A 20,643-nucleotide genomic window follows, 5' to 3' on the forward strand; every position below is an offset into this window, starting at 1 on the left:
TGCCTGGTTCGTCATTCACGGACCGGAAAGTTCGAGTGCCCAAAGCGTCGGTGTTTGCGCCTGCTGTCGCAACCCGGGAACACCCCGCAATCCGTGACGTAGTGCCGTTCATCCCAAATCACTCGCCCTGCCCGGGCTATTGGCATGTGCATGACGCCGCGCGGGTGCACGAACTGCCGGTGTTCGTCGTCGTGCTGCTGCCCGTCTTGCAGGAGGCCCTGACTTTCGCCGGACAACTGATGTCGCATCCCAGGCAGGATCCTGAAACCGGCGCCGAGCAGTAGTTGCCGGCTTGGGGCGGTTGCATGGCCGTCGAAGGCGGCTGTCCGCAACCGGCCAGGAGGATGGCTACAGTCAGAATCAAAGTTTTCATTGAGAGCCTCTTGCGTATCCGATCGCGGATGCGTGAAATTCGTCTTGTCCGTATCGAAACTATCTGCAATCGCGTCTGATTGCCGATTTCGAACCCACTACAGTCTCGCCCAAACAGAAAAGCGTTGTACCCGTGCGCGCGCGCTGACGCCATGAGGCCCGCCCCGCACGCCATTCATGACCTTCAAGAAACTCCGGATCACCGGGCCCGAAGCGAACCCCTACGCGCTGGGCCTCCCCATGCATGTCTATGACGGAAGCGTCCTTCTCGGGACGCTCGACCCCGTGCCGGTGCTGAACATGGGAACCGAGCTGCATGTGGAAGCCTTCATGCCGACGCGGGTCGTCCGCGACGAACGCCGTCACGTCGGACGCCTGATCTTCCTGGAGATCTGCGCTTTCGTCGCCGAGCACTTCCACCAGATCCAGGCGATCAGCTTCGCTTTCACGCGGCGGGTCGATGTCCTTGGCGGCGGCGCGGAACAGGCCAGTTCGCGTGTCGAAACGGTCGACCGCATCGGCGCCGTGAATGTCCAGATCACGCCCAGGGCCGATGCGCTGCCGGGCCACTTCGTGGTCTCCGGCGTATGGGTCTACAGCGAACGCAATCTCGCCGCGCTCAAGGTCGTGCTGGAAGAGCAGCGCGCGCTGTACCGCGCGACGCCGATTGCAGCCGGCGTCCGGGACAAGCCGGGTGTCCGCGCCGCCCTCGGCCGCCTGGTCAGCCGACGCGGCAGGAAATAGCCAGGCCCGTCCGGACGGTCTTGTGAGCCGTCCCCGGCACTTCTATGATGCGCGGTGAACCTCGCCAAGGTCGGGCGAGCGAGAGATCCAGAAGTGCCCCAATACTGGTTGATGAAATCCGAGCCGGACGAATGCTCGATCGACGACGCGCTGGCCGCGCCGAATGCCACCGTCCCATGGACCGGCGTGCGCAGCTACCAGGCGCGCAACTTCATGCGGGATGCAATGCATGTCGGCGACGGCGTCCTGTTCTATCACTCGAGCTGCCCCGAGCCGGGCGTCGTGGGCATCGCCCGCGTCGCGTCCGGCACGCGACCCGATCCGACGCAGTTCGATCCTTCCTCGCCCTACCACGACGAAGCTTCCAAGCCGGAGGCGCCACGCTGGCTGCTGCTGGACGTGCAGGCGTTGCGCAAGACCCGCCTGCTCTCCCTGCCCGAAATGCGCTCCACGCCCGAACTGGCCGACATGGTGGTGCTGCGCAGGGGCAACCGGCTGTCGATCACGCCGGTCGACGAAGTGCACTGGCACCTGATCGCCGACAAGATGCTGGCCTGAACGCTTTCAGCGCCTGAACAGCCGGTAGATGCGGTCGTAGAAGTCGGACGGAAAGGTCCAGTAGCGCGCGCCGCCGGACGACCGCTGTTCGTCGAGCCCGCGCCGCGGCGGCGGCGCACTGAGCAGGAACTGCGCAAGCATGTCGCCGCTCACCCATGGGTCGTCGTACCAGAAATCGTGGGAGCTCTCCGGCAGGTTGGGAATGTCGTTCGGGTCCACGCGGATCAGGTCGAAGCGCAGTTTCTGCGACGCCTCCACGAGGAAGCGCGTCTGGTCGGCGTTCAGTTCGGTGATGTCGGGCCGGCCTGCGCGCGATGCACGGCCGACGATGGCGGCAAAGCGCAGCACCGAATCATTGAGATTCGCCGCGATGCTGACGCGGTCGATGATGTCGATGTACACGCCCAGTTCATTGACGAAGCGTCGGGTGTCGATGTCGGGCGCCGCGAAATAGATCTGGCCCAGTCGCAACCGCGCCTGCAGGTCCGCCCTCGACTCACCGGGCCGAGGCGTCGCCAAGTGCGCCAATGCCGGGCTCAGGACCTGCGCCCCGGCGCTGTAGGCCAGCACGTCGATGCGCGACGCCTTGGTGTTCTCGGCCAGGAGCTCGACCAGCCGCGCGAACGGCTCGACCGTCCGTGCCGCGTTGTTGACATCCGTGAGGTAGCGCAGGATCGACCCCGCGGAAGGCCACATGAATGACAGCACCACCATGCGCCGCCCCGTGAAATGCCGGAACTGCGCCGCCTGCGCAGCCGCACGCGGGACCGTGTTGTTGGAGCCATGCACATAGATGAGCAGCTCGCTGTTCGGGCTGGCTTCCAGGGCCTTGTTCACCATCGCGAAAAAGGCCTGTGCCTCCGGCGAGTTCTTCACTTCCTGCTTGGCGTTAAGCACGGCCATCTGCTCGAGACGCTCCAGGTGGACGATGGGTCTTTCCGCCGGATCGGCGCTGGTGGAGAGCCTGTGGAGCGTCTCCCAGTCGAGCGTCTCGTCGCCGACTCGGACATGGGCCACCCCGAAACGCAGGTCGTCGGTGGGCACGATGGTGTGCAGCGGCTCGGGCTCCTCGATCAATGCGAGCCGGTTGGTCGCGTAGAACACCGGGACTTCCGTGGTCTGCAGCTTGGGGCCGATCGTCTCGAAGGGGTCGACGTCGCCATTGCTGAAGGTGACCGGTGTCGGCATGAGCCGAACGGGTGTATCGCAACCTGACAACAGGCCCAGCGACAGCAGCGCGACAAAGGTCAGCGTGACCTTGAGCAGGCCGGATTCAAAGGTGCGTTTCAATTGCATGGTTGAACGGATGGACGGACGCACGACGATAGCGTTGAATGAAGCGCTCATCATCGCCGACGGCCATGGCTAAGATGAAAGCTCGCTCAACCCGAGGAACGAAGGATCCGACGTGAAGCCCAAGGCACCACTGACACTGATCATGCTTGCAGCCCTGGCCGTTCCGGCGTCTGCCGCGGAGTTCGAAGGCCCGACCTGGCAACTCACCGATCTTCGCGGCTTCGACGCGAGCCGCCTGCCCAGTGGGCCGAAATCGGTTACCGCGCGCTTCGAGAAGGGGCGCATCAGTGGCTTCTCGGGCTGCAACCGGTATTTCGGTTCATACGTCTTCAGGCAGGAACGCCTCGTCATCGACAAACTGGCGGGCTCGATGATGGCCTGCGACCCCGCGTCGATGGCCGTCGAGAGCGCCGTCCACCGCGCGCTGGCCGGCACCTTCCGCCCCGTCGTTGCCGAAGGCCGGCTCAGCCTGAAGACGGAGGCCGGCGAGACGGCCCTGTCGTTCAAGGCGGAGCCCACCCCCACCCTCGAGGGCCTGAGTACGACGATCACCGGCTTCAACAACCGCCGGCAGGCCGTGCTGAGCCCGAAGATCGGCACGACGATCAACCTGAGCTTCCAGGGCGGCCTCGTGAAGGGCTTTGCCGGCTGCAACACCTTCCGGGCCACCTACAAGGTCGCTGGCGACCAGATCGCGTTCGGCCCCGTGGCCACCACGCGCCGCATGTGCACCGGAGAAGGCGTCATGCAACAGGAAAGGGAATTCCTGTCGGCGCTCAAGTCGACAACGACCTGGAGCATCAGTGGCGGCCTTCTCGACATGCATCGACCGGACGGAGAAAGAACGCTGGTCGGCACCCGGGGGACTGCGTCCAACTGATCAGAGCTTGCCCCGTCGGCTCTGCGGCTCGTCAGGCATCGTCGGCGCATGGTCATGGTCGCGATCGAGGCTGGGCGGAAAGCTGGGCACCGTGGGCACGCGCAGCGCTTCGACCCGGCTGAATTCCTGGTCGTCCGCGATGAACCTCAACTCCTGGGCACCGAGACGGATGACGTCGCCTTCGACGAGCACCTGGCTCTCGATGCGTTCGCCATTGACGAAGGTGCCGTTGCGGCTGCCCACATCCTTGATGGTGACGAACGCCGCCTCGACGGTGATGACCGCATGCTGCCGGCTGGCCTCGGCGGAGGGGATGACGATGTCGTTCGAGACGCCCCGCCCCAGCGTGTTGTCATGCGGCTTCAGGAGGAACTGGTGGGTCCCTCCGCCGGCCGTCGTCAGGATGAGTTGGGGCATGCCGTATCGCGCTCCGGTCGTTGCACGGCGATGGTAGCGGGCCTTCAGGCAGTGTGAGAGTTCGACGCCAGCTTGCCGGCCAGCACGGCGAACTTGTCGATATAAGCCTGGAGAAACGCCCGCGTCGACTCGTTCGCAATGCCGCCCTCGCCATCCAGCAACTCGGGCTTGAAGGAGATGTACGCCTCGCCGCCCATCACCGTCGCGCCGAGGCTGCCCAGGATCTGCCGCAGGTGCTGTTGGCCGGTCACGGTGCCGCTGGCGCCGGGCGATGTACCCGTGATGGCTGCGGGCTTGTCGCGCCACACGCTCTTGTCGGTCGGCTTCGAGCCCCAGTCGATGGCATTCTTGAGCACTGCCGTCAGCGAGCGGTTGTGCTCGGGCATCACGATCAGCACCGCATCGCAGGCAGCGACGGCGGCGGTGAAGCGGTTCACCGTGTCGGGCCGGGCGCCTTCGAGATCGCCGTTGTACATCGGCAGGTCGTCGATGCGGATGTCCTCGAAGCGCAACGAGGGCGGCGCCAGCTTGACGATGGCCTGCGCGAGCTTGCGGTTGATGGATTCGCGGCGGTTGCTGCCGACGATGACGCCGACTTGGATGGGTTGTGTCATGTTCAGTTCGTGGTGTGGACGGTTTCGAGGCCGAGGTAGGCGCGTCGCAGTTCGGGGCGGGCCATCAGTTCATCGGGCCGGCCCACGGCGACGATGCGTCCCTCTTCCAGCACGGCGGCACGCTCGGCGATGTCGAGCGCCATGCTGACGTTCTGCTCCACCAGCAGGACGGCGATGCCCTCTGCGTGGATGCGGCGGATGGCGTCGAACATGTCGAGCACGATGCTTGGCGCCAGGCCCAGCGAAGGTTCGTCGAGCAACAGCAGTCGCGGCTGCGCCATCAGCGCCCGGCCGATCGCCACCATCTGTTGCTGCCCGCCGGACAGCGAGCCGGCCGGGTGCGCCAGCTTTTCGGTCAATGCGGGGAACAGCGCGCAGACGCGTTCCAGCGAGCGTGCGCGTTCGGCGCGCGCGGCCGGAAGGTAGCTGCCGAGTTCGAGGTTCTCGCGCACGGTCATCTCAGTGAAGAGACGGCGACCCTCGGGGACCAGCGCGATGCCGCGTGCGCAGAAGCGATGCGGCGCGAGGCGCGAAATGTCCTCGCCATCGAACGCCATCCGTCCCGCGCAGATGCGATGCAGGCCGGCGATCGCGTTGATGAGCGTGCTCTTGCCGGCGCTGTTCGGGCCGACGACACACAGCAGCTCGCCCTGGCCGATCGACAGCGAGACATCCCACAGCGCCGTTGCCTGCCCGTAGGCGACCCGGATCGACTGCAGTTCAAGCATGGGCCGGCTCCGGGGCGGTGACCGACGCCGACGCGGCGGTCGCACGGGCGGGGCCGCCCTCCTCCATGGCATGGCCGAGGTAGGCCGCGACCACTTCGGGCCGCTGCATCACGTCACGCGGCGTACCTTCCGCCAGCACTTCGCCGCGGTTGAAGATCACGACGCGATCGCACAGCGCCATCACCGCGCGCATGACGTGCTCCACGAAGACGATGGTCGCGCCCTGGTCGCGGATGCGGCGGATGAGCGCCACCGCTTCGTCGATCTCCGACGGTGTGAGGCCCGAGAGCACCTCGTCGAGCATCAGCAATTGCGGCCGAGAGGCAAGCGCTCGCGCGAACTCCAGGAACTTGCGCTGATGCAGGTTCAGTTCGCCCGGCAGCGCGTTCGCGCGCTCGGTGAGGCCTGTGAAGGCGAGCCACTGCCAGGCTTCCGCTTCCGCCGTGCGACGGTCCAGCGCAGCGGCGCCGAACATCGCGGGCAAGGCCACGTTCTCGAGCACTGTGAGATGCGCGAAAGGTCGCGGGATCTGGTAGGTGCGCGCGATGCCGCCGTGTGCGATGCGGTGCGCCGGAATGCCGGAAATCCGCCGGCCCGCGAACTCGATCAACCCGGCCGTCACGGCATAGTGTCCGCTCGCGACGTTGATGAAGGTGGACTTGCCCGAACCGTTGGGCCCGAGAAGCCCAAGGATTTCGCCCTGCCGCACCTCGAGGTCCACGCCGCGCAGTGCCTGCACACCCTTGAAGGACTTGCGCACGCCCTGCGCACGCAACACGACGGCGCCGCTTGCGGGCGATGTGCGCGGCGGCGCCGTGCGGACGGGCGGAGCGATCGGCGCGTGCTTCGCGCGCGTCGTGCCGCCCTTTCGCGCCCCCCACCATTTCAGCGCCTGGCCCAGCACGCCCTCCGGCATGAAGAGAATCACGACGATCAGCACGAGGCCGGTCAGCCCCTTGCCGATGATGGCGCTGTCGCCGCCCGTGAAGGCATAGAGCAATAGCGTGATGGCGGTGGCACCGACGATGGGGCCGGCCCAATGGCGAGTGCCGCCCAGCACCGACATCAGCACGACGGTGAGCGGCATCGCGATCGTGAAGGTGTCGCCGGTCGTCACGTAGGAGATGAACAGCGCGTGCACGCCACCCACCACGCCGGCCAGCCCGCATGAAAGCGCGAAGACGCCCAGCTTGTAGCGATAGGTCGGAACGCCCATGACTTCGGCGACGTCCTCGTCGTCATGGATCGCGAACAGGCCGGTGCCGAAGCGCGAGTAATAGATCGCGATGGCGGCCAGCACCGTGAGCACGGCCGCGAAGAGCGCCAGCAGGTAGAAGGTGCCGGAGGGCGACGGTCCGATGTGGGGCACCGCCACCGCGCTCATGTAGACCCCCGGTCCGCCGTCGATCGGCGTGTTGAGGATGATCGTCGCGACGACGAAAGTCGCGGCCAGGGTCAGCAGAGAGAACAGTTCGGCACGTACCGCCTGCACCCGGAACGCCACCGCGCCCAGCAATGCGCCGAAGGCCGCGGCGACGGCGGCGGCCGCCGGCAGTGTCCAGAGAAAAGGTATGTCGAAGCGCGTGGCCAGCGTGGCCGTGGTGTACATGCCGATGCCGAAGAACGCGCCATGCCCGAAGGAGAAATAACCCGAGTAGCCCGACAGCAGGTTCCACGAAGTCGCAAGCGCGATCCAGTGCAGGATCAGGTAGAGGATCGACTCGTAGAAGGCCGGCAGGCCGAGCCAGGGCACGACCGTGAGCCCCGCGCCCGCTGCGAGGATCCACAGAAGGGACCGCTTCACGCCACCCTCCCCGGCCGCACCAGCAGCACGAGCATGAGCAGCGAGAAGGACACCAGCGGTGCCCACGACGGCGCCGTCACCGCCATGGTGACGGCCTCGGTCACGCCGATGATGCAGCCGGCGATCAGGGGGCCGAGCGGCCTGCCGAGCCCGCCCAGCATCACGGCGGCGAAGACAACGCCGATCCACGCATAGATCTGCGAGGGCGACAGCGTGTAGGCCAGCGCGATGCACACCCCCGCCACGCCGGCCAGCGCCGCGTTGAGTCCCGAGAGCATCAGCGCCAGCGCGTTCTGGTTGACCCCGAAGGCGGCAGCGATCGGCGCATCTTCAGCGGCCGCACGCATTGCCTTGCCCAGGTCCGTACGGCGCAACGCCAGCCAGACCGCCAGCGAGATCCCGACGCCCAGTCCCAGCGTGATCAGTTCAGGCACAGGCAAAAAGAGCGGCCCGAGACGCAGCTTGTGTTCGGCATAACTGGACTCCAGCTTGCGATAGTCGGCCGTCCACGTCCATTGCAGCAGCGCCTCGATGATCACGGTGATGCCGAAGGTGACCAGCAGCGAGTTGAAGGGACTCACCCGGAAGCGTGTCAGGACCCAGTGCAGCGCCGCGCCCAGCACGAAGAACAGCGGCACGATGAAGACCAGCGTCAGCAGCGGATCGACCCCGCGATGGCTCGACAGCTCGTAGGTCAGGTAGGCACCGAGGAAGGCCAGCGCGAAGTGCGCCAGGTTGATCTGACGAAGCATTCCCCACGACAGGCTCAAGCCCAGCCCGAGCAGCCCGTAAAGCGCGCCTGTGAAGAGACCCGCAAGAACGGACTGCGCAAGGAGCGTAGCGCTAGGAAAATTCATTCGCGCATCCCAAAGCGCGCGCACCCAAGGTCGTGAAATACCGCGGACCCGGCTCCGCCGGTCCGCCGGTATTGCCCCCGGCCGGGGGTGGAGAGCGACACGAAGTGCGCGAGCCTGGGGGCGAGCATCAGGTTCCGCGCGTCTGGAGCTTCGCGCCCGGTGCTGCCCAATCCGCCGGCCACACCGTGACCCACTTGCCGTTCTGCACCTGCTTCACGCGGCTCAGGTCGGCCCCGAAGTTGCCGCGCTCGTTGAAGCGCAGCTTGCCCTGGATGGTGTCGACCTGGTTCGCCCGCAGCCACGCGGCCATGGCCTTGTCGTCGAGGCCCTTGGTCGCGATCACCGAGGCTTCGATGATCTGCCACGCGGTGAACGATGCCGCGGCCTGCGTCTCGACGGCGGTGTCGGGCATGCCGGCCTTGGCAGCACGCTCGCGGTAGACCTTGACGAACTCCGCCGCGACCGCGTTGTTGGTGAACGGCGGATGGTCTTCGAAGATCGTCATAGAAAGTGCGCCGTTGGCCTCGGGCGCCTTGAGCATCGGTGCCGGCGCGGGCACGTGATAGAAGTGATGCAGCGGCGCATAGTCGATCTTCTTCATCGCGTCGAGCAACTGGTTGCCTTCCAGCCCGATCGCACCGGTCCAGATGAAATCGGGATTCGCTTCCTTGACGCGCCCGGCAATCGGGCCGAAGTCGCGATTGCCGAAGTCCCATTCGAGGAACAGCACCTCCTTCACGCCACGCTGCTTGGCGACTTCGCGCGCGCCCAGCGCGACGAAATGCACCGAAGGGAATTTGCTCGTCACGACCGCGATGGTCTTGGGCGGCGTCGGCGAAGCCGCCAGCGCATCCAGCACCAGCGCCGGCAATGTCTTCTCCGGATCGGGCCCGATCGACCACGCCGGGAACTGCTGGTCGTACTTGGCGAGGTTCGGGATGCCGAAGGTATGGTGCACCAGCGTCTTGTTGTAGCGCTGCGCCACGCCCATGGCCGACAGGATGTTGCCTGTCGCATAGGGGCCGATGAGCAGATCGACCTTGTCGGAAGTCACCAGTTGCTCATAAAGCGTACGCGCCAGGTCGGGCTTGGACTGGTCGTCCTTCAGCACCCATTCGACCGGCCGGCCCAGCAGGCCGCCACGCTTGTTGAGCGAATCGACATAGATCTCGCCGGTGAGCTTGTGCACCAGGCCGGTGGCCGAGAGCGGCCCGGTCAGCGCCAGCGTGCCGCCCACGCGGATGGGCGTGCCCGCGGGCTGCTGCGCCGAGGCCGGGTGCGTCAAGAGCGCGCTGGCGCCGAGGGCGCCAGCGGCGGCCACGAAGGTCCGACGGTCCATGTTCATGTTTTGTCTCCTGCTGCTGTTGTTCGTTGTCCGTTCATTCGCCGTCGACGACCGGGTTCGAGAGCAGTCCGATCCCTTCGATCTCCACCTCGCACACATCGCCGGCTTTCATGAAGACCGGCGGCTTGCGCGCGAAGCCCACGCCCGCAGGTGTGCCGGCGATGATGATGTCCCCCGGCTGCAAGGCGAAGGGCTCGGAGCACACCGACACCAGCGTCGCGACGTCGAAGATCATGTCGCGCGTGTTCGCCTCCTGCAGCACCTGGCCATTGAGGCGGGTCTGCAACTTCAACCCGGTGGCGCCCGACGGCAACTCGTCCGCCGTGACGAACTCGGGGCCGAAGGCGCCGGAGCGATCGAAGTTCTTGCCCATCATCCATTGCGCCGACTTGAACTGGTAGTCGCGGATCGAGCCGTCGTTGAAGAGCGAGTAGCCCGCGACGTGGTCGAGCGCCCTGCCCTTGTCGATGTAGCGTCCGCCCTTGCCGATGACGACCAGCAACTCGCCTTCGTAGTCGAACTGCGTCGACACGTGTGGACGCACCAGCGGCTGCTTGTGGCCGACCCAGGACGAGGGAAAGCGGTGAAACAGCACCGGGTATTTCGGTGGATCGAAATTGCCTTCGGCCGCATGATCCACGTAGTTGAGTCCGACGGCGATGGCCTTCGACGGCGACTGCAGCGGCGGCAGCCAGTCGATGTCGGCGATCGGCAGCCGCGCTCGTGCCGATGCACCGGCCCGCTGGGCCTCGGCCAGGCCGTCAGGTCCGGCGCGCAACAACTCGTCGAGCGTCGCGGGCAGCCCCGCGGCCGTGAGGTTGACGATGTCTTCGCCGAGGCGGAGGCCGAGCGCGGGCCGGCCGTTGCTCTGGAAAGCTGCAAAGCGCATGGGAATCCTTCTTGAGATGGAATTGGGAGGACGAAAGCGTCGCCCGCGATTCAGCCGTTGCGGATCTCGAAGTTGGTGATGAAGTCCTCCGGCACCGCGGGACCCCAGGCATAGAAGGAGTCTTCCGGCGGATGGTCGGCATGCGGCCACTCGAAGCCGCCGGGGACGTAGTCGATGTCGTAGGAATACTCCGCGTGGCTGCCCCACGGGTCGCGCACGTAGTAGAAGTAGTTGGAGCCCAGCACGTGGCGCCCGACGCCCCAGCCGCGCGGATAGCCCGCCGCGTACATCTGTTCCATGCCGCGGCCGACTTCGTCGATGCTGCCGACATCCCAACTGCTGTGATGAAGACCCGGGCCGTCCGACTTGGCCATGGCGATCAGGTGGTGGTCGCTGCCATGGGCGCCATGCATGAAGACCACGAGGTCGGCCGAGCGATCGGTGAGGCGCAGGCCGAGTGCGCCCTGGTAGAACACGATCGCATCGGCCACGTTCGGCGAGAACAGCAGCACGTGCGACAGCCGCCGCGGCCGGACCTTGGGAATGCGCGAACGTGCCAGGGATGCGCCTGTGCCCGGCGGCACGGCGGGTTCGACGATGCGTTCGGCGCGCGTATCCGGCGAGCTCTTGGGCGCGACCACGATCTGCACTGCAAAGCCGTCCGGATGGCGGACCCAGATGCCTTCGGTATCGCCTAATGGATGCGGATCGCAGCGGGGAATGCCCTGCTGTTCGATGCGCTCGGCGATGGGCGCCAGGTCTTCGGCGAAGCAGCCGAATCGCAAGTACTGCAGCTTCTTCGGCCCGGCTGCCTGGAAGAGCGAGCCCCATGCCTGCGGATGGCCGACAGTGTGGAGGTCCAGCCGTCCGTCGCTTCGCCGGAGGTCGAGCCCGAAGGCATCGTAGAAACGGGCCGCCTCGTCCAGGTCCGGCACGGTGAAGACGAAGCGGTCCAGCGAGTGCACGCTGTGATCGTCGGCGCGGTTCGAATCCTTGCGGGTGCGCAGTTGGATGTCGGCCATCTTGTCTTTCTCCTGTTCGAAGTTTGTCGGCTTCTTGGAAATAATATATTCTTGGCGACAAACTATATCGGCAACTTTTTTATCTATTGTTAGGGTTTACAAGAGTGGCTGCCACGAGCGAGCGCCCCAGGGGAATCAGCCAGACACGGCTGGTCTACGAACGCCTGCGCACGGCCATCGTCGGCGGCCGCCTGCTGCCGGGATCCAAGCTCAATATCGCGGCGCTGGCCGAAGAGATCGAGGTGAGCGCGGGCGCGGTGCGCGAAGGCCTCGCCATGCTCGAGGCCGAGGCGCTGGTGGTGTCGGAGCCGGCGCGCGGCTACCGGGTGAGTCCGGTGTCGGCGGCCGAACTTCTGCATCTGGTCGAGGCGCGTATCGAGATCGAGAAGCTGTGTCTGGCCGAGGCCATCCGCCATGGCGACCTGGCGTGGGAAGGCGGCATCGTGTCGGCCTTCCATCGCCTGTCGCGCGTACCCGAGCGCGATCCTGAACGTCCCATGCAGGTGAGCGCCGAGTGGGCGTCGAGCCATGGCGACTTTCATCGGGCCTTGGTGGCCGGCTGCCCGAACCAGTGGCTGCTGAGGATGCACCAGATCCTCTACCAGCAGAGCGAGCGCTATCGGCAGTTGTCGGCGCCGCTCGGGGTGACGGAACGCGATGTGAAGGGCGAGCACCAGGCGCTCGTCGACGCAGTGCTGGACAGGGACATCCAGTCGGCCCAGAGGCTCATCGCGGAGCACCTCGACAACACCGCGCAGATGCTGCTGAATTCACCCCACCTCGCCTTGTCGGCCGCCGATGTATCGACGGGCAGCCTCGCCGCCTGAGCGTCCGCTGGCTCAGGTGCCTTCGCGCGACTTCAGCGTGGTGAAGTCCAGGTAGGCCGTCGAGGCAAAGCTCGATTCGGGGTTGTCGGCCGGCGGAGGTTCCGGCTTGGCAAAGTCCAGGAAGTCCGTCGGCTCGAATGCCACGCTGCGGCGGGCCTGTGCCTGGAGTTGGGCCTGGGCCTGCGCTTGTGCATGCCGCTCTTTTGCATTCGCGCGCAGTCGCGCCAGGTCCGCCCTGACCTCTTCGAGCGTGCGCATGGGCTTGACCGCTGCGGGAGGATCTTCCGGTGCTTGCGGCGCCGGTTTCGGAGGCTGCATCAGCTCCTGGACGAACAAGGGAGGCGCAACGGACGGCGCCGGCGGCGCAACCTTCACCGGGACCGGCGCGGGCGCCCTCGCCTCCTCGACCGGCGCCGGCGCAACGACCACAGGCTGCTTCATGACCGGAGCGACACGCTGGGGAGATGGTTCGGGCTGGCGGACCGGCTGCCTTGCCATGGGAGAAGGCATCGGGATCGACCGGTCGAGCGAAGCCACGACGCGCGGCACTGACCGTGACGCCTTGCGATTCCTGGGCGCACCGAAAAGGTTGCCCAGGAATCGACGAAACGTTTCAATCCAGCGAGTTGTGTCCATGGCGCGGGAGACCCAGAAGTTTGGCGCGATTGTCAAACAGGGTCTTCCGCATACGAATGGGTTACTTCTTGCCGAGTGAAGAATTCCGCGCACAAATGCACGAATCCCGCAAGGTCAATGCCATGTGGACTGAACTTCCCGCTTATTCAACGTAAGCCCAGAGGTCGACGAGTTGGGCGCCGTCGTCCGTAACCATGCGGAAAGATGCCGGTGCATAGTCGCTGTCGAGCGCGATCACGCCGGACGACGATGCAGGCAGGGTGCCGCATGCACTGGTAGCGAGGCTGAGTCTGAGCGTGTTCGGCAGCGTCCCCGGCGACACCTTGCCGGAGAGCTTGCAGGCCGAACTCCCCGGCACGATCGTGCCGTCCGCAGCGACGCTGAAGTCGGCCGTCACGCCGGCGGCCGCCTGGACGCGATAGTGGCCCGCGGCCTTCGCGATGCTCGCGCCGGTGTCCGGCTGCGTGCTGCTCTGGATCAGGGTCACGCGCACGTCCTTGTCGGCGGCCGGCACGCCCACCCACGCGCCGCCTGCATCGCGGCGATAGGTCTGCTTGGCGTGGTCGTCGCTGTCCGCGATCACCAGCAAGCGGCTGCCGTCGGCAGCGGCGTAGTACTTGCCCACCGTGGGCGCGTTGGCGTCGCCGGTGCTGACGACGTAGCTGCCGGTGGCGAGATCGTCGACAGCAACAGTCGGCTTGATCGCCGCCGGGGGCGTGACCGGCAGAACCGCCGTGCCGTTCCCACCACCACCACACGCCGTCAGCAACAGCGCGGCGCTGCAAAGGGCTGTCGCCCCGAAGTTTCGATTCATGCTGTGCATCGCGCTCACTTGCTCAGCAGGTCACGCAGACGCAAGCGCAGCCATTGCTGCCCTGCCGGACGGTGGTCGAAGCCCACTTGCATGGCCGTGACGGCAACCCTGGTCTGCACGACCAGCGATTCGTCTTCGGCCTGTGCGGCGGTCGCGGACGACGCGGCGTTGACGGCGGCGCCCAGGCCGTACGGCACGGTGTTGTTGAACTTCAGGCTGTAGAACTCGAAGCTGCCGTGGCGCGAGAACGCCCATGCCAGGTCGGCAGTCGGCTTGTTGGGGAAGTTGACGTTCAGCGCCAGGCCATTGGGCAGGAGCGGACCCGAGCCCGCCTTGGCCTGGAGTTCCTTCACGAGCTTGACGGAGAGTTGCGCGACCACCTTGGAGTACGCGTTGGCGAGTCCGGTGTTGTCGACCGTGTCGGAACCTGCGCTCAGCGCGATCGCCGGCAGTCCACGCCCTGCGGCGAACTGGGCGTTGCCCACCGTGCCCGAACTGTTGACGACGCGACCGACGTTCTGGCCTTCGTTGGGGCCGGACAGCACCAGGTCCGGCGCCTTGCCCCAGCGCGCGGGAGCAAGCACGTCCAGGCCGTACATCGTCGCCATCACCGGCGTGCCGTGCACGTAGTTGTAGTCGCCGCCGGTATACCCGGCCTTGGTGAACGGACCCACGGCCGGCGCGCCGGTCGGTGCCGCACCGTTGTGGCAACCGCCTTCCGCGTCGATCTGCGTCTTGTCGTTGTCCGGGATGATCGTCGAGGTGCTGTACATCACGATCCCCGCGCCCCGTCCGCTTTGCCCGGTGCAAGGGACGGAAACGATCACGTCATGGCCGTCGGCCTTCAGCGAATCGTAGAGAGCCTTCAGGTTGCTGGTAAGGCCATCGTCGTTGGACAGCAGGATGTTGAGGGCGAAAGCCGGGCCGGTCAGGCCAAGCAAGGCCGCGGTGGCGGCAAGACGTAGTTTCATGAGCGTTGTTGTGCGAAGTTGCTTCGATCGCGCAAAGGCGACCGCGCCGCGAGCCGCGACGCGCCACGGATGCTCGTCATGCGTCATGACGATGATGTGACATAACGAATTGCGCACCTAATTCGATCCGCTTGACAAATCGCGATCGACCAAAAGCGTAGGTGTGTGGTTACTGCGCATCATCAAGTCGCGCAACTTGCATCGTGGAAAACCATGATTGGCTTCGTCGGAGCCACAATGTTGGACAACATGACTCAGCAGTTGCCCCACCCCGACGACCTGACCGATGCCGAACTCGCCGAGCATGCGCAGGCCTGGCGCCGTCAGGCGCTGCGAGGCGACCGCAGCGCGCGTGCGCCAGCGCATGCTTACGAAACGGCGCTTCGGGAGCGCGTTCGCGCTTCGGTTGCGGCGGAGTTGATCACCAAGGCGTCGAATGCGCCCGAGCCCAAGCGCCCGTGGTGGCGCCTGTTCTGGCCCTCGCAGAACAGCAACGCGCTGTGACCGCCCGCGGACGCTTCAGCTGCAGTCCACGATCTTGAATTCGACCCGGCGGTCCAGCGCATCGATCGCGTCGTCGGTGCCGCTGCCGATGATGTTTTCCCGGAAGCCCTTCCCGCTGGGCGTGGTGCGGTCGGTCAGCACGGTCGATTCACCGATCAGGCGCTGGCGGATGTAGCGGGCCCGCTGGAGCGACAAGTTGTCGTTGTAGGCGACCGGCCCCGTGTGGCTGGTGTGGCCGACGATGTCCATGCACACCTTGGCGTCGGCGCTGGCCTTGGCGATCTCGCGCAGCCACATCGCATAGGGCCCGCTGATCCTGGGTTCGGACCAGAACACGGTGCTGTTCGGGTTGAACAGGAACTTCACCCCCAGTTGCTGGTTGGCGATGCCATAGGCGACGATCTTCCCGAAAGCCTCCTCTGCCTCCGCCGTGCGACCGAGCTTCACCGAGCTCAGGTAGACGCCGTTCAGTGCGCGAAGCTGATCGCCGCCGGCGGCGCTGTATTGCGCAAGTGCGTCCTGGTAGCGCTCGGCGTTGTAGTGCGCGGTGCCCTCCTTGATCGCGGGCGCGGTCGCCAGGCGTTCCAGGTAATAGGCATCGCCATGCTGCCCCGGGGACGTCGCGGTGGTGCGCACATAGCCTTCGATCACCCGGTCCTTGGTCGGCACAGGCGTGTCCCGGTAGTACGGCAGCGGCGTGTGGTCCAGGCCTTCGTCGCGCGCCACGGCCGAGGACTGCGCGACGACCGTTCCCGTGGCGAGTTCGGTCAAGGCCAGGTTGATCTGCAGCGGACTGCGCGGCTCCTCGACGGACATGCGGGACAGGGTGCCGGTCAGCAGGTAGCGGGCCTTGGCGAGGTTCGCGCTGTCGAAAGGCAATATCTCCATCGTCTCGACCTTGGTGTTCAGGCGCTCGGCCACCCGGTCCTGCAACACCTGCGTGGCCGCGGTCTGCTGTGCGCTGCCGGCATCGATCATCGGATCGAGCACGACGCTTCGCTTCGCGTCAGTCCTGGAAAACAGCGTCCGCCCCGGCGGCACCTGCATGACGAGGCTGTCGGTGGCCTGCGCTACCGCCTGGTCGAAGGGCTGCACGGTCTTGGATGAAGTGACGACCGGCGGCGACGCACAACCGGCGAGTCCCAGCGCCAGCGAAAGCACACCCGCCAGGGATGCGGCTTGCAGGCATCGAGCGAAGGTGGTTGTCATCATTCACACCCCTTTCTCAGAATCGCCGTCTCCTCGGCACTGACGGGGCCGAGCGACGCGCGTTGAAGAATGTCCGTGCACTTCGTGTGCGCCTGCGGAATCGGCGGAATCTGCGGAATTTCCGGCGTAGCCACCTGCACGACGGCGGGCACGATCGGTTGCTCCGCCACAGGTGGGCGGGCCTCCCGGCGGGCGGGACGCGCAGCCTCGGAGGGCGCGCGCGCGACCGCCTTGCGAGCCGGTTCGGTGGCGACCTGCTTCGGAGCGGACGGCCGCGCTTCGGGCGCCTTCGTTTCGACCGGCGTCGACAAGCTCGGGGCAGCGGATGTGAGCTCCGGCTCGGACGGCGGAGGTGCCGGCACTGCGACGATCGGCTCGGGCGCTTGGATGGGCGTCTCGGGCGCCACGACGACAGGTGCGGGAGCCGGTTCAGGCAACGAAAGCGCTTGCATCGCCGACATGGCTTCGGCTGCCGGTGGGGGCGTCGGAGCCGGAGTCGGAGCCTGCGCTGGCGCCAACGCCTGGTCCGGAATCGGGGCGGTCGCCGGAGGCGTTGGCGCGGCAATGCGCGCCGTCGGCTCGGCCTCGACGCGATCATGGAACTGGTAATACCCGACCGCAGCCAATGCGACGCAGCCCATCGTCACCACCAGCGCGGTGATCTTGACCCGACTGCTTCTGCGCTGCACCGGGGTCGGCGCAACGCGCAGGGGCGGCCAGTTCGAGACCGGAGGCCGCCGATCCTGTGGAATTGAATGCTCGAGTGGCGGCAACGAGACGACGATGGGGTCCTCTGCTTCCGGCGGTGCGGGCGGGATTGCTTCAACGGGTTCAACTTCAGCCTCGGGCGCAACCGTGCGCTCGACCGGCGCAGCCCTCGGCGGCGGCTCGAAGAACGACTCCAGATCCTCGTCGACCGGCATCGTCGGCTCGGACGCCAGTTCGGGCGCCAACTCGGGCGCCAACTCGGGCGCCAACTCGGGCGCCGCCGGTGTGGAGGTCGTGCCGGTCGGCACATCGATACCTCGTACGGCCCGCACGAGATCCAGATCCTGGAGCTGCTGTCCGCAACTCAGCAAGGTCCAGAATTCGGCCGCACTCTGGGGCCGGTTGCGCGGGTGCAGCGACAGCGCGGCATCGATCGCGGCAAGGAACGGTTCGCTGTAGCGGCCATGTGCCACCTGGGACAGCGGCTTGAGCTGGTCGTCCATCAGGCGTTCGATGGACGGCATCGGCGGCTGCCCGGTCACGGCTGCGTAGACGACGCTCGCGAGCGCGTACAGGTCGGTCCATGCGCCCTGCTTCATCGACGCGACTTCGCCGTATTGCTCGATCGGCGCAAAGCCGGGCTTGAAGACCACGGTCGGCGAAGGGCCCACGCCTTCGATCACACGCCGCGCCGCGCCGAAATCGAGCAGCACGGGGCCGTGGTCGGTCAGGAGGATGTTGTCGGGCGCGATGTCGCGGTGAAAGCAGCTCGCCGCATGCATGGTGCCGAGCGCATCCAGCAGCGGATGCAGCCAGCCGCAGAGCTCGGCTTCATCGGGCGGACGACCGAGTTCGCCGAGCGCGCGGGCCAGCGTCGGCCCCTCGTAGTAAGGCATGGCCATGTAGGCGGTGCCGTTGCCTTCCCAGAAGTGCAGCACCCTCACCAGCGACGGATGGTCGAAGCGCGCCAGGATCCGGGCTTCGTTGAGGAAGCTGCGCATGCCGAGGGTGAAATCGTCCTTGTGGCGCTGCGACTTGACCACCACGGCCGGCGAGACGCTGGCACGGGAGGCCAGAATCGCCGGCAGGTATTCCTTGATCGCGACGTGTTGCTCCAGGGCGTGGTCCCAGGCGAGATAGACGATGCCGAAGCCACCCTCGCCGATGGGACCGACGATCTCGTAGTCCTCCAGACGCATGCCTTCGGGCAGGGTGTGTGCACTGCCGGGGGCGATGTCCACCCAGTCCAGCGAGACCTTACCGTGGGCGCCTCGCCCCGTCACCGAGCCGGGCACAGTGCGCGTGTCGAGTGAGATGACGGGGCTCATGGAATTTCAGGGGGCGTTGCTCGAACGCTTGCCCGTTTCCGAAGCCATGCACCGCACGATGCGAACCAGCAATGAAGTCACGTCAGAACCTTTCTGTCGTGAAACTGACTCTACTGCGCGCGAAGTTAGGACACATTCACCAGAAGCACTAGCCGAACGGAAGCTTCGGCTGCGCAGGCGATTTGCGAGGCGCCCGCCATATGCCGTATAGATGAACGGAGAGGCCGCGACGAGCGACCCCCCGACGAAAAGCTAGCCTGGCCCGTGCGTCTCGGCCGTAGAGGCGCCAGACCGGACCCAATAGAACTGCTTGCGATGTCCGACATCCGCGACGTGGAGGCGCCGGGACGGTGAAGTGCGGATTTCGCCGTCGGCGGCGCAGTAAAGCGGCTCGCTCTCGGGCGTGGAGCGATGGGCACGCAAAAGCGTCATCAATCGAACCTTGACGCTCTCGCGGGCCGGATTGCTGGACCGAAGCATCAGCACTTCCCGTGTGGCGATGACGCGGGTCCGGTGAGGCTGGACCTGGTCGGTCGGGAAATCTGCCGCTCCAGCGCCGGTCCACACGGCGTCGACATCCAGCGCCATCATCACCGCGTCAGGGGTCTCGAACCCGCGCAGCGAGGCACTGTTGGCTGCGGCAAGACAGCCCATCAGGTTGGGCGTCAGGTCGAAACGCACCGACACGAGCCTGTGCTCGACCGATTGCGGGACTTCGACAATGACGCTCCGCGTCGCGCCGGTTGCGGTGGCTGCCTCGTGGGCTCGCCGGGCGCGGCGCCGGGCTCGCACATGGGCGACTGCAACAAAGCCCGCGACCGGAGCGGCCACCGCCACCACCTCGATTGCAAACAGGCCATCGCCAGAGAACATCAGCGGGCCTCCGCAAGGAAGTCGTGACGTCGGGCAATTTGTGGCAACAGGGGGTTCATACGAGGCGTAAAGTTCCAACAATTCGGGAACTTGCGCGTGAGGATACCTGTAACGATCTGCACGAAAGACACTCCGCACAGCGCCCGCGCTCATCGCACCGGTACTAATTCACGGCCACGGACCTTCAGGCAGCGACGACGATCGGGAAGTTCGCCTTCCAGCCATCCGGTGCGCGATCGAAAGGAACCGTGACTGCCGCACGATCCTCTTCGGCCAGGTTACGCCACAGGAAGTCGCGCGCATTGCCGGGTGCGCCCGCCACATAAAGCTGGGTGGTCAGCAGTTCGCGGGGACCGAGCTTGACCTTGACGTGGATGTGCGGCGTTCGACCGGTATAGGGCACCGGCCGGATCGTCCGGAACCGATACCGGCCTTCGGCATCGACCGCGACCCTTCCGAAGCCCTGGAAGGCCCGGTCGGCGCGATCGCCGTCGCCCGGATGGTGATAGTGCCCGGCCTGATCGCACTGCCAGATTTCCACGAATGCGCCGGCCAGGGGGCGCCCGTCCAGATCCGAGACCGTACCTTCAACCCACGTCGGTTCGCCCGCCACGTAGTTCGCCTGGCCGTTGTGCAGCAGATCGAAGTCCGTGTCCGCCGGCAAGGTCACCGGGTAGAACGGGCCCTCGGTCTGGGATGGCGTGGCGCGCCGCGGGGCCTGTGCCTGCGCGCGGGCGCCTATCCAAAAAGCAGGCAATGCGACCAGCGCAGCCGCGACGGAGCGTCGCGGAAGATCGGTGGTGCTGCGCCAAGCGGCCATTGCTTCGGAAGGACGGTCAGGACTTCACGCCCAGCTTCAGGAGATCCATGTCTGCGAGCTTGCCTGGAATGGTCACCAGCCGCAATGCCTCCGCTGCGGCGATCGGACCGCCGTCGGCCAGGTAGCGGATGTGGTAGCTCCCGATCTTGATCTCGTCACCGTTGCCCAGCGCGGAGGTTTCCCTCCGTTCACCGTTGACGTACGTTCCGTTGTGACTCTGAAGATCGCGAATCGTCATCTCGTGTCCCACGGCCTCGAAGACGGCGTGGGACCTGCTCACGAGAGGGTTGTCGAGCACGAGGTCGCAGGTGTCCGCGCGACCGATGACGAACGGTGTTCCCATCACATTGACCTGTTTGGCCGAGCCATTCTTCTGCAGCACGATCAGTCTTGGCATCTCTTTTCTTTCCTTGGCACGAAGCGCATG

23 protein-coding genes are annotated in these 20,643 nt (G+C 66.1%); 6 read left to right on the plus strand and 17 right to left on the minus strand.

Annotation, left to right across the window (positions count from 1 at the left end; translation table 11 throughout):
- Positions 1-35: 35 nt before the first annotated feature.
- From ACSFBL_RS28170 to ACSFBL_RS28180, 3 genes are all read left to right on the plus strand, one after another.
- Positions 36-284 carry a hypothetical protein gene (locus tag ACSFBL_RS28170; protein WP_435519122.1) on the plus strand — a complete coding sequence of 83 codons (249 nt, stop codon included), beginning with the start codon at positions 36-38 and terminating at the stop codon, positions 282-284.
- Between the two features lie 265 nt (positions 285-549).
- Positions 550-1,116: a hypothetical protein gene (locus tag ACSFBL_RS28175; protein WP_435519123.1), complete on the plus strand. Its 567-nt coding sequence runs from the start codon at positions 550-552 to the stop codon at positions 1,114-1,116.
- A 111-nt stretch (positions 1,117-1,227) separates the two neighbouring features.
- Complete coding sequence (locus ACSFBL_RS28180; RefSeq protein WP_435519124.1) at positions 1,228-1,674, plus strand: EVE domain-containing protein; 447 nt, start codon at positions 1,228-1,230, stop codon at positions 1,672-1,674.
- A gap of 6 nt (positions 1,675-1,680) precedes the next feature.
- On the opposite strand, the gene ACSFBL_RS28185 is transcribed toward ACSFBL_RS28180, so the two are convergent.
- Positions 1,681-2,970: an alpha/beta hydrolase gene (locus ACSFBL_RS28185; protein WP_435519125.1), complete on the minus strand. Its 1,290-nt coding sequence runs from the start codon at positions 2,968-2,970 to the stop codon at positions 1,681-1,683.
- A 112-nt stretch (positions 2,971-3,082) separates the two neighbouring features.
- Between ACSFBL_RS28185 and ACSFBL_RS28190 the strand changes: the two genes are divergently transcribed.
- On the plus strand, positions 3,083-3,850 hold the full coding sequence (locus ACSFBL_RS28190) for an META domain-containing protein (RefSeq protein ID WP_435519126.1): 768 nt from the start codon (positions 3,083-3,085) through the stop codon (positions 3,848-3,850).
- On the opposite strand, the gene ACSFBL_RS28195 is transcribed toward ACSFBL_RS28190, so the two are convergent.
- The 8 genes from ACSFBL_RS28195 to ACSFBL_RS28230 all read right to left on the minus strand — a co-directional run bounded on the left by ACSFBL_RS28195 (position 3,851) and on the right by ACSFBL_RS28230 (position 11,526).
- Positions 3,851-4,267: an FHA domain-containing protein gene (locus ACSFBL_RS28195; protein ID WP_435519127.1), complete on the minus strand. Its 417-nt coding sequence runs from the start codon at positions 4,265-4,267 to the stop codon at positions 3,851-3,853. It lies immediately after the preceding gene.
- 44 nt (positions 4,268-4,311) lie between these two features.
- The gene (locus ACSFBL_RS28200; protein ID WP_435519128.1) at positions 4,312-4,881 is read right to left on the minus strand and encodes an NADPH-dependent FMN reductase; all 570 of its coding nucleotides are present in this window, start codon (positions 4,879-4,881) and stop codon (positions 4,312-4,314) included.
- 2 nt (positions 4,882-4,883) lie between these two features.
- Positions 4,884-5,609, minus strand: coding sequence for an ABC transporter ATP-binding protein (locus tag ACSFBL_RS28205; RefSeq protein WP_435519129.1), 726 nt, complete (start codon positions 5,607-5,609; stop codon positions 4,884-4,886).
- Positions 5,602-7,413: a branched-chain amino acid ABC transporter ATP-binding protein/permease gene (locus ACSFBL_RS28210; RefSeq protein ID WP_435519130.1), complete on the minus strand. Its 1,812-nt coding sequence runs from the start codon at positions 7,411-7,413 to the stop codon at positions 5,602-5,604. Before ACSFBL_RS28210 ends, ACSFBL_RS28205 begins: the two co-directional genes overlap by 8 nt.
- A complete protein-coding gene (locus ACSFBL_RS28215; protein WP_435519131.1) occupies positions 7,410-8,270 on the minus strand; it encodes a branched-chain amino acid ABC transporter permease in 861 nt (286 codons plus the stop codon). Before ACSFBL_RS28215 ends, ACSFBL_RS28210 begins: the two co-directional genes overlap by 4 nt.
- A gap of 127 nt (positions 8,271-8,397) precedes the next feature.
- Positions 8,398-9,615, minus strand: coding sequence for an amino acid ABC transporter substrate-binding protein (locus ACSFBL_RS28220; protein WP_435519132.1), 1,218 nt, complete (start codon positions 9,613-9,615; stop codon positions 8,398-8,400).
- Positions 9,616-9,649: 34 nt separating this feature from the next.
- Positions 9,650-10,504, minus strand: coding sequence for a fumarylacetoacetate hydrolase family protein (locus ACSFBL_RS28225; RefSeq protein WP_435519133.1), 855 nt, complete (start codon positions 10,502-10,504; stop codon positions 9,650-9,652).
- 50 nt (positions 10,505-10,554) lie between these two features.
- Entirely contained in the window at positions 10,555-11,526 is a 972-nt protein-coding gene (locus ACSFBL_RS28230; protein ID WP_435519134.1) for a VOC family protein, read from the minus strand.
- 104 nt (positions 11,527-11,630) lie between these two features.
- Here ACSFBL_RS28230 and ACSFBL_RS28235 point away from each other — a divergent pair, with 104 nt between their 5' ends.
- Positions 11,631-12,353, plus strand: coding sequence for a GntR family transcriptional regulator (locus tag ACSFBL_RS28235; protein WP_435519135.1), 723 nt, complete (start codon positions 11,631-11,633; stop codon positions 12,351-12,353).
- A 12-nt stretch (positions 12,354-12,365) separates the two neighbouring features.
- On the opposite strand, the gene ACSFBL_RS28240 is transcribed toward ACSFBL_RS28235, so the two are convergent.
- The 3 genes from ACSFBL_RS28240 to ACSFBL_RS28250 form a co-directional block, all read right to left on the minus strand.
- A complete protein-coding gene (locus tag ACSFBL_RS28240; protein ID WP_435519136.1) occupies positions 12,366-12,794 on the minus strand; it encodes a hypothetical protein in 429 nt (142 codons plus the stop codon).
- 337 nt (positions 12,795-13,131) lie between these two features.
- Positions 13,132-13,803, minus strand: coding sequence for a hypothetical protein (locus ACSFBL_RS28245; RefSeq protein WP_435519137.1), 672 nt, complete (start codon positions 13,801-13,803; stop codon positions 13,132-13,134).
- Positions 13,804-13,817: 14 nt separating this feature from the next.
- Entirely contained in the window at positions 13,818-14,774 is a 957-nt protein-coding gene (locus ACSFBL_RS28250) for a 5'/3'-nucleotidase SurE (RefSeq protein ID WP_435519138.1), read from the minus strand.
- A gap of 240 nt (positions 14,775-15,014) precedes the next feature.
- On the opposite strand from ACSFBL_RS28250, the gene ACSFBL_RS28255 reads away from it, so the two are divergent.
- Positions 15,015-15,278, plus strand: coding sequence for a hypothetical protein (locus ACSFBL_RS28255; protein WP_435519139.1), 264 nt, complete (start codon positions 15,015-15,017; stop codon positions 15,276-15,278).
- A gap of 15 nt (positions 15,279-15,293) precedes the next feature.
- Here the strand turns inward: ACSFBL_RS28255 and ACSFBL_RS28260 are convergent, their stop codons facing one another.
- The 5 genes from ACSFBL_RS28260 to ACSFBL_RS28280 all read right to left on the minus strand — a co-directional run bounded on the left by ACSFBL_RS28260 (position 15,294) and on the right by ACSFBL_RS28280 (position 20,613).
- Positions 15,294-16,490 (minus strand): OmpA family protein, encoded by a 1,197-nt coding sequence (locus ACSFBL_RS28260; RefSeq protein ID WP_435519140.1) that lies wholly within the window; start codon positions 16,488-16,490, stop codon positions 15,294-15,296.
- Entirely contained in the window at positions 16,487-18,523 is a 2,037-nt protein-coding gene (locus ACSFBL_RS28265) for a serine/threonine protein kinase (protein WP_435519141.1), read from the minus strand. The genes ACSFBL_RS28260 and ACSFBL_RS28265 overlap by 4 nt, the downstream gene beginning before the upstream one ends.
- Positions 18,524-18,775: 252 nt before the next feature.
- Positions 18,776-19,396: a hypothetical protein gene (locus ACSFBL_RS28270; protein WP_435519142.1), complete on the minus strand. Its 621-nt coding sequence runs from the start codon at positions 19,394-19,396 to the stop codon at positions 18,776-18,778.
- A 184-nt stretch (positions 19,397-19,580) separates the two neighbouring features.
- Positions 19,581-20,216: a dioxygenase family protein gene (locus tag ACSFBL_RS28275; RefSeq protein WP_435519143.1), complete on the minus strand. Its 636-nt coding sequence runs from the start codon at positions 20,214-20,216 to the stop codon at positions 19,581-19,583.
- 16 nt (positions 20,217-20,232) lie between these two features.
- Entirely contained in the window at positions 20,233-20,613 is a 381-nt protein-coding gene (locus ACSFBL_RS28280) for an FHA domain-containing protein (RefSeq protein ID WP_435519144.1), read from the minus strand.
- Positions 20,614-20,643 lie beyond the last annotated feature (30 nt).

Source organism: Variovorax glacialis (genome assembly GCF_051216375.1).
GTDB lineage: Bacteria > Pseudomonadota > Gammaproteobacteria > Burkholderiales > Burkholderiaceae_C > Variovorax.

What these genes read in the sequence shown, in the direction of transcription:
- ACSFBL_RS28175 (WP_435519123.1), top strand. Translation starts at nt 550, where the DNA reads ATGACCTTCAAGAAACTCCGGATCACCGGGCCCGAAGCGAACCCCTAC.
- ACSFBL_RS28180 (WP_435519124.1), top strand. Translation starts at nt 1,228, where the DNA reads ATGAAATCCGAGCCGGACGAATGCTCGATCGACGACGCGCTGGCCGCG.
- ACSFBL_RS28185 (WP_435519125.1), bottom strand. Translation starts at nt 2,970, where the DNA reads ATGCAATTGAAACGCACCTTTGAATCCGGCCTGCTCAAGGTCACGCTG.
- ACSFBL_RS28195 (WP_435519127.1), bottom strand. Translation starts at nt 4,267, where the DNA reads ATGCCCCAACTCATCCTGACGACGGCCGGCGGAGGGACCCACCAGTTC.
- ACSFBL_RS28200 (WP_435519128.1), bottom strand. Translation starts at nt 4,881, where the DNA reads ATGACACAACCCATCCAAGTCGGCGTCATCGTCGGCAGCAACCGCCGC.
- ACSFBL_RS28205 (WP_435519129.1), bottom strand. Translation starts at nt 5,609, where the DNA reads ATGCTTGAACTGCAGTCGATCCGGGTCGCCTACGGGCAGGCAACGGCG.
- ACSFBL_RS28215 (WP_435519131.1), bottom strand. Translation starts at nt 8,270, where the DNA reads ATGAATTTTCCTAGCGCTACGCTCCTTGCGCAGTCCGTTCTTGCGGGT.
- ACSFBL_RS28220 (WP_435519132.1), bottom strand. Translation starts at nt 9,615, where the DNA reads ATGAACATGGACCGTCGGACCTTCGTGGCCGCCGCTGGCGCCCTCGGC.
- ACSFBL_RS28225 (WP_435519133.1), bottom strand. Translation starts at nt 10,504, where the DNA reads ATGCGCTTTGCAGCTTTCCAGAGCAACGGCCGGCCCGCGCTCGGCCTC.
- ACSFBL_RS28230 (WP_435519134.1), bottom strand. Translation starts at nt 11,526, where the DNA reads ATGGCCGACATCCAACTGCGCACCCGCAAGGATTCGAACCGCGCCGAC.
- ACSFBL_RS28240 (WP_435519136.1), bottom strand. Translation starts at nt 12,794, where the DNA reads ATGAAGCAGCCTGTGGTCGTTGCGCCGGCGCCGGTCGAGGAGGCGAGG.
- ACSFBL_RS28245 (WP_435519137.1), bottom strand. Translation starts at nt 13,803, where the DNA reads ATGAATCGAAACTTCGGGGCGACAGCCCTTTGCAGCGCCGCGCTGTTG.
- ACSFBL_RS28250 (WP_435519138.1), bottom strand. Translation starts at nt 14,774, where the DNA reads ATGAAACTACGTCTTGCCGCCACCGCGGCCTTGCTTGGCCTGACCGGC.
- ACSFBL_RS28260 (WP_435519140.1), bottom strand. Translation starts at nt 16,490, where the DNA reads ATGATGACAACCACCTTCGCTCGATGCCTGCAAGCCGCATCCCTGGCG.
- ACSFBL_RS28265 (WP_435519141.1), bottom strand. Translation starts at nt 18,523, where the DNA reads ATGAGCCCCGTCATCTCACTCGACACGCGCACTGTGCCCGGCTCGGTG.
- ACSFBL_RS28270 (WP_435519142.1), bottom strand. Translation starts at nt 19,396, where the DNA reads ATGTTCTCTGGCGATGGCCTGTTTGCAATCGAGGTGGTGGCGGTGGCC.
- ACSFBL_RS28275 (WP_435519143.1), bottom strand. Translation starts at nt 20,216, where the DNA reads ATGGCCGCTTGGCGCAGCACCACCGATCTTCCGCGACGCTCCGTCGCG.
- ACSFBL_RS28280 (WP_435519144.1), bottom strand. Translation starts at nt 20,613, where the DNA reads ATGCCAAGACTGATCGTGCTGCAGAAGAATGGCTCGGCCAAACAGGTC.